Raw genomic sequence first — 13,129 nt, forward strand, 5'->3', positions numbered from 1 at the left:
CCGATGTTTTCCGTTGCGCTGGCGGAGGATCAGATCGATCCCGGCCTGCGCAGCATCAGTCCGTCGCGCCTGCAAGCCAGGCCCGAGGACTCAAGGCGCAAGGGCGAAGGCCCTGCAGGCAAGTCCAGAAGCACTGCTAAGGCCGGAGCCAATGTCAACGCTGATGCCAGTGCTAATGCCAATTCGCCGCCCGGGGCGGTGGCGGTCCTGGAGGACAGCCAGACCCTGGGTCTTGAACAGGCCGTCAAGGTCGCCGTTGACTGGCACCCCAGCATCAGCGAGGCGATCGGCACCTTGTATCAACAGGCCGAGGGCATCAACGTGGCCGAAGCCGGTTACTACCCGCAGATCTCCGGCGGGATCAAAGGCGGATACACCAGCGGCTACGGCAGCGACGCCGGCAGCCAGTCGGTGAGCATTTCCCTCAAGCAGATGCTTTACGACTTCGGCAAGGTCTCGAACTCAGTTGAAGCAGCCCGGGCCAAGGTGGCACGTAGCCAGGCAAGCATTCTGCTGACCATCGATCAGGTCAGCCGCGACACCGCGTTTGCGTACATCGAAGTCCAGCGCTATCAGCGTCTGGTGGACATCGCCCGGGAGCAGATCCGCGGCATCGGCGACATCGTCGAGCTGGCCAAACAGCGCAGCGACATGGGCGCCAGCACCCGCTCCGATGTGGTCCAGGCGCAGTCCCGCGCCGAGGGCGGCATGGCCACGCTGCAAGAGTACAAAGCGCAGTACGCGCGCTGGCAGTCGACGCTGACCAACCTGCTCGGTCGGCAGACCCCGCCCCGGGTCAGCGACACCTTCAGCAACTCGATGACCGACGCCTGCACCGCCCCAGTCAGCACTGATGCCCTCCCCGCCGTGCTGCAAGCCGCCGCCCAGCGGACCCAGGCCCAGGCCGAACTGGCCCAGGCCAAGGCCGAAGCCTACCCGACACTGTCGTTGCAGCCGTCGATCAACCAGTACCTGGACGATCATTACGACGACCAGAATTCGAGGATCAATCGCACCCAGGCCGGGATCTTTCTCAATCTGGAAGTGCCGATCTATCAGGGCGGCGCCATCAGCGCCCGGAGTCGCGCCGCCAACTATGCGCTGACCGCCGCCGATTCCGCCGAAGACGCCGCTCGCTTGCAGGCGCGGCAAGGGCTGGGCGAAGCGCAGGCGCAGACGTCGGGCCTGACGCGCCGGCTCGGCTCGCTGGAATCCCGGCAGAGCAGCATCACCGAAGCCCGCGAGCTGTACGGCCGGCAGTACCTGGAACTGGGGACCCGGCCTTTGCTTGACCTGCTCAACGCCGAGCAGGAGATCCACCAGTCGCGCTTCGACCTGGCCAACACCCAGGCTGACCTGCGCCGCCTGCAAATCGACTGCCTGTACAACAGCGGCGCGCTGCGTCGCGCGTTCGGCATCGATCACAGCACCATCCAGCACGTGGAGATCCTGCCATGACCGAGACCATCGTCATCCCCGAAGCCCCTGCGGCAGGCCCTGATCGTCCGGATTATTCACCGTGGCTTGAAGCGATCCTTAACGTCGCGCGGCATTACCGCCTGGACGTGTCGCCGGAGAGCATTCGTCTGGCCTCGACCAACAGCGAGGGCCGCGTCGAGGAAGTGGTCCGCTACATGGCGCGTCAGGCGGGCCTGAGCGTCAAGTTCGCCCACTACGACCGCAAAAGCCTGTCGCGCTGGCGCACGCCGCTGCTGGTGCAACTGCGCGACGGCCAGGTCGGCGTGATCGAAAGTGTCAGCGAGCAAGGCGAACTGGGCATTGCCTACAGCGGCGATCAAGGCCTGCAAAGCCGCATCGACCCTGCGGTGCTGGCCGATCAGGCGTTGCGTACGGTGGTTCTGCGGCCCATTCAGCCCCTGAGCGACGTGCGCACCGACGACTACATCAAGCCCTACGACGAGCACTGGTTCCGGCGCATTGTCCTCAGTGACCTGCGCCCCTACCGCCAGGTGATGCTGGCGTCGCTGGTCGCCAACCTGCTGGGCATGGCCGGCGTGCTTTTTTCCATGCAGGTCTACGACCGGGTGATTCCGGCCGAGTCACTGCCGACGCTGTACGTGCTGTTTGGCGGCGTGATGCTGGCCCTGGTGTTCGATTTCGTCATGCGCATCATGCGTCTGCGCATCACCGACGTGCTGGGCAAGCGTGCCGACCTGCGGGTCTCGGACCTGGTCTTCGGTCACGCCCTGCGCCTGCGCAACTCGGCGCGGCCGAAATCCACCGGCTCGTTCATTTCACAGCTGCGCGAGCTGGAGCAGATCCGCGACCTGATCACCTCCAGCACTGCGACGGCGCTGGCGGACATGCCGTTCTTCTTCCTGTTCTTGCTGGTGTTCTACCTGATTGGCGGCCCGCTGGTGCTGATTCCTCTGGTCGCGCTGGTGGCGATGGTGCTGCCCGGCGTACTCGCCCAGCGCAAGCTGGCGCGTCTGGCCAATGCGTCGATGCGCGAAGCCGCACTGCGCAACGCCATGCTGGTGGAAACCGTGCAGGGCATGGACGACATCAAGGCGCTGCAGGCCGAGCAACGTTTCCAGCAACAGTGGAATCATTACAACGCTGCGTCCGCCGACAGCAGCCTGAAACTGCGCTCGCTGACCAACAGCCTGGTCGCCTGGACCCAGAACGTTCAGGGTGCGGTGTTTGCCGTGGTCATCGTGTTCGGTGCGCCAATGGTGATTGCCGGCGACCTCACCACCGGCAGCCTGGTGGCGGCCTCGATGCTGGCCTCGCGGATGATGGCGCCCATGGCCCAGCTGACCCATGTGCTGACCCGCTGGCAACAGGCGAAAGTGGCGCTGCAAGGGCTCAATCGGCTGATGCAGATGCCGGTCGATCACCCCGAAGGCAGCCAGCGCGTGCATTTGCCCGCCATTCGCGGGGATTACGTGTTGCGTCAGGCCGGCTTCAAGTACAGCGAAGAGGCCTCGCCTGCCCTTAGCGGCATCAACCTGAACATTCGGCCGGGCGAGCGCGTCGCCATTCTCGGACGCAATGGCGCCGGCAAGTCCACGCTGCTGCAGGCGCTGGCGGGTTCAATGGATTTGTCCAGCGGCGAGACCACCGTCGACGGCATCTCCCTCGCCCACCTGGACCCGGCCGACCTGCGCCGGGACGTCGGCCTGATGTCGCAACAGGCGCGGCTGTTTCACGGCACCCTGCGGGACAACATCACCCTCGGCGCCGGCCAGGCCAGTGATCAGGAAATCATTGCCGCTTTGGCGGTGACCGGCGCACTGGAGTTTGTTCGCCAGATGCCCAAGGGCATGGATCACCTGATTCTCGAAGGGGGTTTGGGCCTGTCCGGCGGTCAGCGCCAGAGCTTGCTGCTGTCACGCCTGCTGATTCGCCAGCCCCAAGTGCTGCTGCTGGACGAACCCACGGCTTCACTGGATGACATCACCGAACGCCAGTTGCTGGAAAAACTGTCGACCTGGTGTCAGGGCCGCACCCTCATCGTCGCCACGCACCGGGTCAGCCTGCTGCAACTGGTGGAGCGGATCATCGTGCTGGACAACGGCCGCATCGTCATCGACGACCACCGCGACGCCGCCCTCACCCGACTCAGGCAGCCGCAAGGAGCGCAGGCATGAACGCACTGACAACCGAAAAAACGCCACGGCTTGGCGATCAAGTCACCTACCTCGATGGCCAGGACGAGCGCAGCATCGCCGGCGGCGTGCGGGTCATCTGGATCTGCGCCGTGATGCTGGCGTGTTTCCTCGCCTGGGCTGCCTGGTTTCAGGTCGTCGAAGTCTCCACCGGCACCGGCAAAGTGGTGCCCAGTTCCAGGGAACAGCTGATTCAGTCCATGGAAGGCGGGATCATCAAGGAGTTGAACGTCAGCGAAGGTACGCTGGTGGAACGCGGCCAGGTGCTGGCCCAGCTGGATGCGGTGAAGAGTGAATCGAACGTTGGGGAAAGCGAGGCGAAATACCGGGCGGCGCTGGCCAGCGTCAATCGGTTGCAGGCCGAGGTCAGCGAGAAGCCGCTGACCTTCGATGCGTCGCTGGACAAGTATCCGGAGCTGCGCCGCGCCGAAACCGATTTGTTCAACGCCCGGCGCAGGGGCCTGAGCGAAACGCTGACCGGCATCGAAAGCTCGCTGAAGCTGGTGCGCAGCGAACTGGACATCACCGAGAACCTGGCGAAGATCGGCGCCTCAAGCCGGGTCGAAGTGCTGCGCCTGAACCGTCAGCGCTCCGAGCTTGAGCTCAAGGCCACCGAGGCACGTTCCGAATACATGGTGCATGCCCGCGAAGACCTGGCCAAAGCAAACGCCGAGGCGCAGATGCTGTCGGCGGTGATCCGCGGCCGCAGCGATTCGTTGTCACGCCTGACCTTGCGCTCGCCGGTGCGCGGCATCGTCAAGGACATCAAAGTCACCACCATCGGCGGGGTCGTGCCGCCCAACGGGCAGTTGATGCAGATCGTGCCGCTGGATGAGCAACTGCTGATCGAAACCCGCATCTCGCCCCGGGACATCGCCTTCATTCACCCCGAGCAGCAGGCCAAGGTGAAAATCACGGCTTATGACTATTCGATCTACGGCAGCCTCGACGGCAAGGTGGTGACCATCTCGCCGGACACGATTCAGGATGAGGTGAAGCCGGAAATTTTCTACTACCGCGTGTACATCCGCACGGACGCGGATGTCCTGCGCAACAAGGCAGGCAAGACCTTTGCCATCGTCCCCGGAATGATCGCCACGGTGGACATCCGCACCGGTGAAAAAACCGTGCTGGATTACCTCATCAAACCCCTCAACCGCGCCCGGGAAGCCCTGCGCGAGCGTTGATCAATTGACTGCGAGGTTCGTCGGCGCTGGCGTGACAGGCTTGAGTTGCGCCATGTAACGGGTCCATTCGCGGTTGATTTCGTTGTACGGCATGAAGATGCTGACCCGTGGCTGGTTGGCCAGGTCCGGGCGCTTGATCTTGGCCAGGTCGCTGGAGGTCAGCAACGCGACGGTGATGCCCACCACCTTGCCGTCTGCCGCAAACACCGGACCGCCCGACATACCCTTGGCCACCGGGCCATCATGGGTGCCGTACATCACGTTGCCTTCTTTAGCGTCCAGACGAACCATGGCCGGCAGCGCATGGCCTGTGCCTTTCACCGACATATAGGCGGAGTTGTAACCCACTGAAGTGAGTTCTTCACCCGGCTGGTACGAGCGCCACATCGGGACGGAGTCGGCTTTGTGCTTGAAGAACTGCACGTCGCCCTGCCCCTGGAACACCGCGCCCGAGATGTAGGGAATGTGCTTGACGGTGACAGCATAATCTTCGTTCCACTGGATCGCGGTGCCCATCAACAGATAGGGCAGCGGCGCACCGGAGTGGACGACGAAGGCTTGGTCAAAGACAGGATCCTGAGTAAAAGCGGTGGGCATTCCGTTGCACCCGCTGATCAGCACTGAGGCTGCAACAAGTGACTTGAAGGGGCGCATTTGTTTCCAAGGGTGTGAGTGGATGGCGGAGAGAATATGTCATTGCGCCATCACTAAATCAATAGGCTCAGCCTACCGCTGGTCTACAACCGATGCATAGAATTCATTGGATCCAACCTATTTGAATTTATCGACCCATAGAGCAAGTCGATTGGGCACTCATCTGTACGGTTTCAAAAAAAATGCCGCCCGTTCTGAATTATTTACGACAGGGTCCTATCTGATGCAGATCGCCCTGCCACCATTACGACAGCACCGCATTCCACGGAGTGCGCGCGCCGCCGACACCAGGGCTTTGATTGCCACAACGTCACACTTCCAGCTGCCGGGACTTTTATGAGATCACGCAAGAAAACCGTCAACCCGATCGGGTTGCAAGACATCACTATTGTCGACGATGCCAAGATGAAGAAGGCCATCACGGCCGCTGCCCTGGGCAACGCCATGGAATGGTTCGACTTCGGCGTCTACGGCTTCGTGGCCTACGCACTGGGCAAGATCTTCTTCCCCGGCGCCGACCCCAGCGTGCAGATGATCGCGGCCCTCGCAACCTTTTCCGTGCCCTTCCTGATTCGCCCCATCGGCGGCGTATTTTTCGGCGCGATCGGTGACAAGTACGGGCGACAGAAAGTCCTCGCCGCAACCATCGTCATCATGTCCCTCAGCACCTTTGCCATCGGGCTGATTCCGTCGTATGAATCGATCGGCATCTGGGCGCCGATCCTTCTGCTGCTGGCGAAAATGGCTCAGGGTTTTTCGGTTGGCGGCGAGTACACCGGCGCGTCGATCTTCGTGGCTGAATATGCGCCGGACCGCAAGCGCGGGTTCCTCGGCAGCTGGCTGGACTTCGGCTCGATCGCCGGGTTCGTGCTCGGCGCCGGCGTCGTGGTACTCATCTCGTCCGTGGTCGGCGAAGAGAAGTTTCTCGAATGGGGCTGGCGCCTGCCGTTCTTCCTCGCCCTGCCCCTGGGCATGGTCGGTCTTTACCTGCGTAACGCCCTCGAAGAAACCCCGGCGTTTCAGCAGCACGTCGAAAAACTCGAACAAGGCGACCGCGAAGGCCTGGCCCACGGCCCGAAGGTCTCGTTCAAGGAAGTCGCGACCAAACACTGGCGCAGCCTGCTGACCTGCATCGGCGTGGTGGCCGCCACCAACGTCACGTACTACATGTTGCTGACGTACATGCCCAGCTACCTGTCGCACAACCTGCATTACAGCGAAGATCGCGGCGTACTGATCATCGTGGCCATCATGGTCGGCATGCTGTTCGTGCAGCCGCTGATTGGTTTCCTCAGCGACAAGATCGGCCGTCGCCCCTTCATCATCGCCGGTAGCATCGCCTTGCTGGTGCTGTCGATACCGGCATTCAAACTGATCAACAGCGGTCAACTGGTGTTGATTTTCGCCGGCCTGCTGATGATCGCGGTGGTCCTCAACTTCTTCATCGGTGTGATGGCCTCGACGCTGCCGGCAATGTTTCCCACCCACATCCGTTACAGCGCGCTGGCCAGTGCCTTTAACGTGTCGGTGTTGATCGCGGGCCTGACCCCGACCGTGGTCGCCTGGCTGGTGGAAACCACCCAGGACCTGTACATGCCGGCGTACTACCTGATGGTAGTCGCAGTGGTGGGCCTGATCACCGGCCTGACCATGAAGGAAACCGCGAACAAGCCGTTGCGGGGCGCAGCGCCGGCGGCATCGGACCTTAATGAAGCCCGTGAGCTGCTGCAGGAGCATCACGACAACATTGAGCAGAAGATCGAAGACATCGACACGCAGATTGCCGAACTGCAAGCCAAACGCGAGACGCTGGTTCAGCAGCACCCGCGTATCGATTGATTTTGGTGGGACCGGCTTCCGGGAAGGGGCCGGTTTGCACACCATCAGTATGGTGATGTAACACCCACGCCTTCCCGGCTAAAGCCAGTCCTACACTGCCGTTCGCGGCATTTTGATCATTTCGTCGGAACCGCTGCGCCCCTCTCCCGGTCAGGTCTTGCATGAGCATTCAACCGCTCCTGTGCAGACACAGGCACGCGGACAGAGAACTGAAAGGCAGCCTTCCCCATGACCGACATCATTGATCACTTGCCCCCCGTGATACGACCGCAAAGCGAAATGATCCTGGCCAGCATACGCGCCTCAGGTTCGACCATTGATGTGGTCAAGAACGGCGCTCAGGCCAATGGTTTTGTGCTCGGTCTGCGTTGCTGCGGCGGGATTGACGCGCAGCAGGCCGAGCAGCTTTCCGAATTCTACGACGGGGTGGTGGAGTCGCGTTTGAAGCGGCTGACACTCGGGTTGTACTGAGCCGATGTTCAGCAGCTTTCCTTATCAGGCGAGCGCGTCCCTTTATTTTTAATCACTGTCAACGGATGACACGTTTATTAACGGAGCCCACACCATGCGATCCAATACTTCATTTTTGTTCGACCTCGACGGCACTTTGACTGACAGCGTTTACCAGAACGTGTCGGCGTGGAAGGAAGCCCTCGATTCGGAAGACATTCCCTTGGCGATGTGGCGCATCCACCGCAAGATCGGCATGAGCGGCGGCTTGATGCTGAAGATGCTGTCCCGTGAGACCGGGATGGAGATCACCGAGGCGCAGGCCGAGCGTTTGAGTAAACGGCACGCCGAGGCGTATGAGAGAACCCAGGATCAGATCATCGCCTTGCCTGGCGCTGTGGATTTGCTGAAGACGCTGGATGACGAGGGCTTTCCCTGGTGTATCGCGACCAGCGGGGAGATGTCGACCGCGCGGATCAATCTGAAAGCGTTGGGGCTGGAGCCTGAGCAGATCACTCTGATCACGCGGGATGATGTGAAGAATGGCAAGCCGGACCCGGATTTGTTTGTGACGGCTGCGAGGAAGATCGGCGCGAAGATCGAGGATTGTCTGGTGGTCGGTGATGCGATCTGGGACATGTTGGCGGCGCGGCGGTGCAAGGCGACGGGGATCGGGCTGTTGTCCGGAGGGTATGACGTGAGCGAGTTGGAGCGCGCGGGGGCGCTGCGGGTGTATGAGGATCCGCTGGCGTTGCTCAACCACCTCGATGAGATCGCGACGCGCGAATAGTCGCGCTGGAAAGCGCTAGAACGTCAAGATCAAATGCGCCTGCCTAACGGCAGACTGTTTCGCCTTCGGCGAGTTACTTGGAAAAGCACCCCAAGTAACCAAGGGTGCTTGCTCCTGGTTTGGCCCGACTTCGTCGGGTTCCCTCACTCCGGCCCCTCTCCGTGGGCCCGCTGCCATCCGCCATACATGGCGGGGGGCAGCTCTCGCCGCATCCATGCGGCTCGGCCCACTGCGCGCGACCTGCGTTCAGCCTGCACCCAAGTCGCGTTTCGCGATGACCGGGCTTCCTGTGTACGAAAATCAAAGGCACAGCAGACGCTTCCCTTGTAGGACCGGCTTTAGCCGGGAAGGGGCCAGTTCAGGCGCCACTGCATTTTGATCTTCAAACCCTATCCCGCTAACCGCACGCGCTGATCGCTCCCCACGCTCCGCGTGGGAATGCAGGATCTGACGCTTCGCGTCGCCCCAATCGGCTGCGCCGTTCTGTCTTACTCACCCGCCTTATAAAACGGGTAGTCGACGTAGCCCACTTCAGTCCCGCCATACAAGGTGGCCGGGTTGACGGGGTTGAGGGGCCAGCCGTTGGCGATGCGTGCCGGCAGGTCGGGGTTGGCGATGAAGGGGCGGCCGAAGGCGATGAGGTCGGCCAGGCCGGCGTCGATCAGGCGGTTGCCGCGCTCGGCGGTGTAGCGGCCGGCGTAGATGATGCGTCCGCTGAAGGCTTCACGGATCGCTTTGCGGAAGGTTTCCGGCAGCTCGGGGGCGTTGTCCCAGTCGGCTTCGGCGATGGAAACGTAGGCGACGCCTGCGTTTTCCAGGACCTTGATGGCTTCGACGTAGGTGTGGTGCGGGTCGCTTTCCACCAGACCGATGTAGACGCGTTCTTCATCGGTGCTGGCGAATAACGGGGAGAAGCGCACGCCCAGGCGGTCCGCGCCCACGGCTTCGGCGACGGCAGTGACGATTTCGCGCAGGAAGCGCAGACGGTTTTCCAGCGAGCCGCCGTATTCGTCGTCGCGGTGGTTGGCGTGTTCGGAGATGAACTGGTTGACCAGGTATCCGTTCGCGGCGTGAATTTCCACGCCGTCAAAACCGGCTTCGATCGCGTTTTTCGCCGCCTGGGCGTACAGCTTGACCAGTTCGCGGATTTCTTCGACGGTCAGCGCGCGAGGCGTCGGCGGTACCACCAGTTGCCCTGCGCCCGGCGCGGTTTCGATGAACGCCTTGGCGTTGCCCGCCGGGATCGCCGAAGGGGCAACCGGCGCCTCACCGTTGGGCTGCAATGCGTGGTAGGACACCCGGCCCACGTGCCAGAGCTGAGCGAAAATCACGCCCTCTTGCGCGTGCACCGCGTCGGTCACTTTGCGCCAGCCTTCGACCTGCTCGGCGCTGTACATGCCCGGCGTCCACGCATAACCCTGACCGCGCGGCTCGATCTGGGTGCCTTCGGTGATCATGAAGCCGGCGGATGCGCGCTGCTGGTAGTAGGTGGCCATAAGATCCGAAGCGATATCGCCCGGCTGCAGGCTTCTCTGGCGGGTCAACGGCGGGAAGGCAATGCGGTTTTTCAGCACGTGCCGGCCCAGCGTTACGTGGGTGAGCAAGGGTTGCGTGGCCATGGGTAATACTCCGTTCAAGGCTTTGAAAGTGATGACCAGATCGGCCTGCGTAGACCAGTCGTCTAGTGGATGGCCGGGAGTCTAAAGCGCGCCTGAAGACCCGGCAATGTCAGATCCGCAATGATTCCGGACATCGTTCGTCGTCATAGCCACTTGCAGAATCTTGCGCTTTTGACCCCTCCTGCCCTCGCGAGCCGTTGTGCTGGACAATCGCGCGCTTATCATTCCGCGCATCGAACATGGGCCGCTGAGACCGCAACCACGCGGTTCATCGGTCGCCCACCCAAAGCTCAACAGGCACCCCCATGAACATCATCCGCAGCAAAGACTTCACCGGTGACCGGCCGTGGGCCGCACTGGATATTGCCAACATGAACGGCATCACCACACGATTGCACTGGACGGACCAGCCGTACAAATGGCACGTCAATGACGGTCAGGAAGTCTTTGTGGTGCTGGACGGGCACGTGGAGATGCGCTTCAAGCAGGACGGCGTCGAGCAGAATACCGTGCTGCAGACCGGCGATATTTTCTACGCTTCCATCGGCACAGCCCATGTCGCCCATCCGCTGGGTGAAGCGCGCATTCTGGTGATCGAAAGCGAAGGCAGCGTTTGAGAGAGAAAGCAGCCTGACGATTTAACTCTGTGGGAGCCGGCTTGCTGGCGAATGCGTCCGTCCAGGCGCTGCAAGGGTGACTGCCACACCGCGTTCGCCAGCAAGCCGGCTCCTACAGGTTTTGCATTTGCCCAACGGTATCGTCGGCGTTCCGTTCACCCTGCGCGGGGGCCCTGACAGACATCAGGGTGCCCGTTCCTGCCAAAGCACCCCCGACGCCGTTTCAAGCCGGACACGCTGCGTATACTCAAGCGCGACGAAGCACAGGACGTCGAACCGCCGGGGGCTACGATGCTGGACGAACATCAATCTCCTCTCTTTTGCCGCTTTCCGCAGCCGGTCGAACAACACTGGCCCGACACAATTCGGCACCCTTCTCTGCACCCTCTTGCGCACCCGACACCGCGTTTCGCTTCCCCCTGTCATGAGGACGCCGCGCAGAGCGATTACACCCAAAGTCTTCACGCCCGGAAGATGGCCGAGTTCAGCGCTTCCATTGCCCATGAAATCTGCCAGCCTCTTCTGGGCATCGCCGCCAACGCCGCCGCAAGCCTGCGCTGGCTGCAGCGCGACGTACCGGATGTCGAAGAAGCCATCGCCGGCCTGAAGGACATCCGCGCCGGCTGTGAACGCGCCGCCAACATCGTCAAAGCCCTCGGCGCGCTGGCCCGTCAGGCGCCTTTGCAGCTGCAGATCCTGAAGATTGACGACGTCATTCGCGAAGCCATTCGTCTCACCCAGCCTGTGCTCACTGCCCAGCGGGTGCGGCTCGAAACCGGTTTGTTCGTTGACCAATCCATCGTCGCCGACGCCGTGCAGTTGCAGCAGCTGCTGGTCAACCTCATCACCAATGCCGTAGAAGCCATGGCCGGCTCTGGCCGCGACTCCGCTGTCCTGCGCATCAACTCGTTCACCCTCAACGACGGCGTCGAAGTGTGCATAGAGGACAACGGACCGGGCATTCCAGCGGACCGGCGCGAGCAGATCTTCGGCGCGTTCTACACCACCAAGAGCAGCGGCCTGGGCGTCGGGCTGGCGATCTGTCGCGCCGTGGTCGACGCGCACCACGGGCGAATCTGGGCCCAAGCCTCGGCCAGCGGGGGCGCACGCATCCGCGTTCAGCTGCCGACCTGCTGCTACTGAAAGGCTGCCGTCAGGCTCGCCATTCCCCAATGAGGCCTCCTCAAGCCCTTTCGATCAACCGCGCCCATCACGCCGCACACCTCCATTTGCGTCCAAACGCCAATCATTCACACTCATTCGCGCAATCCCCTAGAATGCCGCCTGGATTCAGGCTCGTGCGCCCTGCCCTGGCAGTGGCGGCAATGAATAGGCGATCGAGGCATGCGCGACATTCCAAGGCAAAAAACAGTGGCGATGGTGCTGTTCAACGATGTGCTCATGCTCGACGTGACCGGTCCCATGGACGTCTTTTCGATTTCCAATCGACTGCTGGCACCGGAGAAGCAGTACCGACTGGTCACCGTGGCCGAACCCCCGCTGCTCATCCGCAGTTCCTGCGGCCTCAAGGTTCAGGCGGACCTGGCGCTGGACGATCTGCCGGCCGCCATCGACCTGCTGCTGGTCCCCGGCGGACCGGGCGCCTACGGCGTCAGCCACCCTCGGATCACCGCCTGGTTGCCCGCCGCGGCTCAGGGCGCCCGACGTTTCGGGGCGATCTGCACCGGCGCGTTTCTGCTGGGTGACGCCGGTCTGCTCGACGGTTATCGCTGCACCACCCACTGGAACTACGTCGAGCGCCTGGCCCGGCGCTTCCCCGCTTCCCGCGTCGAAACCGAACAGATCTACGTCGTCGATCGCAACCTGATCACCTCCGGTGGTATTACCGCCGGGATCGACATGGCCCTGGCCATCGTCGCCGAAGACCACGGCAAAGAGATCGCCCTGGAAGTGGCCAAAGTGCTGCTGGTGGTGATGAAGCGTCAGGGTGGACAAACGCCCTATGGCCCGCTGCTGGCGGCGGTGCCCCGGGATGACAGCGCGATCGCCCGGGTGCAGGCCTACGTCGTGGACCACATCGATGAGGCGTACACCGTGCAGCGCATGGCCGATCTGGCGGCGATGAGCCCGCGCAATTTCGCCCGGGCGTTCCAGCGCGAAGTCAGCCTGACGCCCATGCAATTTCTGCTCAACGCGCGCATCGATCATTCGCGCAAACTGCTCGAAGGCAGCGACCTGCCGCTCAAGGTCGTGGCCAGTCGCTGCGGCTTCGGCAGTGCACGGCACATGCGCAAGGCATTCAATGAGCGCATCGGCGTGACGCCCGGCCAGTACCGGCAACAGTTCGGCGGCGACTGAACGAGTGCGCACGTTGATCATC

The 13,129-nt window shown here is 62.4% G+C and carries 11 protein-coding genes; 9 read left to right on the forward strand and 2 right to left on the reverse strand.

The genetic code is table 11. The features are described from left to right. The first annotated feature begins 3 nt into the window (after positions 1-3). Genes EC919_RS02540 through EC919_RS02550 form a run of 3 tightly spaced genes read left to right on the forward strand, consistent with a single transcriptional unit; the run spans position 4 to position 4,819 of the window. Positions 4-1,458 (forward strand): TolC family outer membrane protein, encoded by a 1,455-nt coding sequence (locus EC919_RS02540; RefSeq protein ID WP_133771758.1) that lies wholly within the window; start codon positions 4-6, stop codon positions 1,456-1,458. Further along, positions 1,455-3,614 (forward strand): type I secretion system permease/ATPase, encoded by a 2,160-nt coding sequence (locus EC919_RS02545; RefSeq protein ID WP_133770936.1) that lies wholly within the window; start codon positions 1,455-1,457, stop codon positions 3,612-3,614. Before EC919_RS02540 ends, EC919_RS02545 begins: the two co-directional genes overlap by 4 nt. Further along, complete coding sequence (locus EC919_RS02550; RefSeq protein ID WP_133770938.1) at positions 3,611-4,819, forward strand: HlyD family efflux transporter periplasmic adaptor subunit; 1,209 nt, start codon at positions 3,611-3,613, stop codon at positions 4,817-4,819. The genes EC919_RS02545 and EC919_RS02550 overlap by 4 nt, the downstream gene beginning before the upstream one ends. Here the strand turns inward: EC919_RS02550 and EC919_RS02555 are convergent, their stop codons facing one another. Next, positions 4,820-5,416, reverse strand: a complete 597-nt coding sequence (locus tag EC919_RS02555) for a trypsin-like peptidase domain-containing protein (RefSeq protein WP_133770940.1) — start codon at positions 5,414-5,416, stop codon at positions 4,820-4,822. A gap of 393 nt (positions 5,417-5,809) precedes the next feature. Between EC919_RS02555 and proP the strand changes: the two genes are divergently transcribed. The 3 genes from proP to EC919_RS02570 all read left to right on the forward strand — a co-directional run bounded on the left by proP (position 5,810) and on the right by EC919_RS02570 (position 8,552). Further along, positions 5,810-7,312, forward strand: a complete 1,503-nt coding sequence (proP, locus tag EC919_RS02560; protein ID WP_133770942.1) for a glycine betaine/L-proline transporter ProP — start codon at positions 5,810-5,812, stop codon at positions 7,310-7,312. A 228-nt stretch (positions 7,313-7,540) separates the two neighbouring features. After that, positions 7,541-7,783, forward strand: a complete 243-nt coding sequence (locus EC919_RS02565) for a hypothetical protein (protein WP_133770944.1) — start codon at positions 7,541-7,543, stop codon at positions 7,781-7,783. Between the two features lie 94 nt (positions 7,784-7,877). Next, a complete protein-coding gene (locus EC919_RS02570; RefSeq protein ID WP_133770946.1) occupies positions 7,878-8,552 on the forward strand; it encodes an HAD family hydrolase in 675 nt (224 codons plus the stop codon). Positions 8,553-9,040: 488 nt separating this feature from the next. Here the strand turns inward: EC919_RS02570 and EC919_RS02575 are convergent, their stop codons facing one another. Then, the gene (locus EC919_RS02575) at positions 9,041-10,171 is read right to left on the reverse strand and encodes an alkene reductase (protein WP_133770948.1); all 1,131 of its coding nucleotides are present in this window, start codon (positions 10,169-10,171) and stop codon (positions 9,041-9,043) included. Between the two features lie 305 nt (positions 10,172-10,476). Between EC919_RS02575 and EC919_RS02580 the strand changes: the two genes are divergently transcribed. The 3 genes from EC919_RS02580 to EC919_RS02590 all read left to right on the forward strand — a co-directional run bounded on the left by EC919_RS02580 (position 10,477) and on the right by EC919_RS02590 (position 13,107). Continuing rightward, positions 10,477-10,788, forward strand: coding sequence for a cupin domain-containing protein (locus EC919_RS02580; RefSeq protein ID WP_133770950.1), 312 nt, complete (start codon positions 10,477-10,479; stop codon positions 10,786-10,788). Positions 10,789-11,262: 474 nt separating this feature from the next. Beyond that, positions 11,263-11,931, forward strand: a complete 669-nt coding sequence (locus tag EC919_RS02585) for a sensor histidine kinase (RefSeq protein WP_243842192.1) — start codon at positions 11,263-11,265, stop codon at positions 11,929-11,931. Positions 11,932-12,132: 201 nt separating this feature from the next. After that, positions 12,133-13,107 carry a GlxA family transcriptional regulator gene (locus EC919_RS02590; RefSeq protein ID WP_133770953.1) on the forward strand — a complete coding sequence of 325 codons (975 nt, stop codon included), beginning with the start codon at positions 12,133-12,135 and terminating at the stop codon, positions 13,105-13,107. Positions 13,108-13,129: the final 22 nt, after the last annotated feature.

The organism is Pseudomonas graminis, from assembly GCF_004364335.1.
GTDB lineage: Bacteria > Pseudomonadota > Gammaproteobacteria > Pseudomonadales > Pseudomonadaceae > Aquipseudomonas > Aquipseudomonas graminis_D.

Excerpts from the sequence above, each read along its gene's own strand:
- EC919_RS02575 (WP_133770948.1), bottom strand. The coding sequence starts at position 10,171 with ATGGCCACGCAACCCTTGCTCACCCACGTAACGCTGGGCCGGCACGTG.
- EC919_RS02580 (WP_133770950.1), top strand. The coding sequence starts at position 10,477 with ATGAACATCATCCGCAGCAAAGACTTCACCGGTGACCGGCCGTGGGCC.
- EC919_RS02590 (WP_133770953.1), top strand. The coding sequence starts at position 12,133 with ATGCGCGACATTCCAAGGCAAAAAACAGTGGCGATGGTGCTGTTCAAC.
- EC919_RS02555 (WP_133770940.1), bottom strand. The coding sequence starts at position 5,416 with ATGCCCACCGCTTTTACTCAGGATCCTGTCTTTGACCAAGCCTTCGTC.
- proP (WP_133770942.1), top strand. The coding sequence starts at position 5,810 with ATGAGATCACGCAAGAAAACCGTCAACCCGATCGGGTTGCAAGACATC.
- EC919_RS02565 (WP_133770944.1), top strand. The coding sequence starts at position 7,541 with ATGACCGACATCATTGATCACTTGCCCCCCGTGATACGACCGCAAAGC.
- EC919_RS02570 (WP_133770946.1), top strand. The coding sequence starts at position 7,878 with ATGCGATCCAATACTTCATTTTTGTTCGACCTCGACGGCACTTTGACT.
- EC919_RS02540 (WP_133771758.1), top strand. The coding sequence starts at position 4 with ATGTTTTCCGTTGCGCTGGCGGAGGATCAGATCGATCCCGGCCTGCGC.
- EC919_RS02585 (WP_243842192.1), top strand. The coding sequence starts at position 11,263 with ATGGCCGAGTTCAGCGCTTCCATTGCCCATGAAATCTGCCAGCCTCTT.
- EC919_RS02550 (WP_133770938.1), top strand. The coding sequence starts at position 3,611 with ATGAACGCACTGACAACCGAAAAAACGCCACGGCTTGGCGATCAAGTC.
- EC919_RS02545 (WP_133770936.1), top strand. The coding sequence starts at position 1,455 with ATGACCGAGACCATCGTCATCCCCGAAGCCCCTGCGGCAGGCCCTGAT.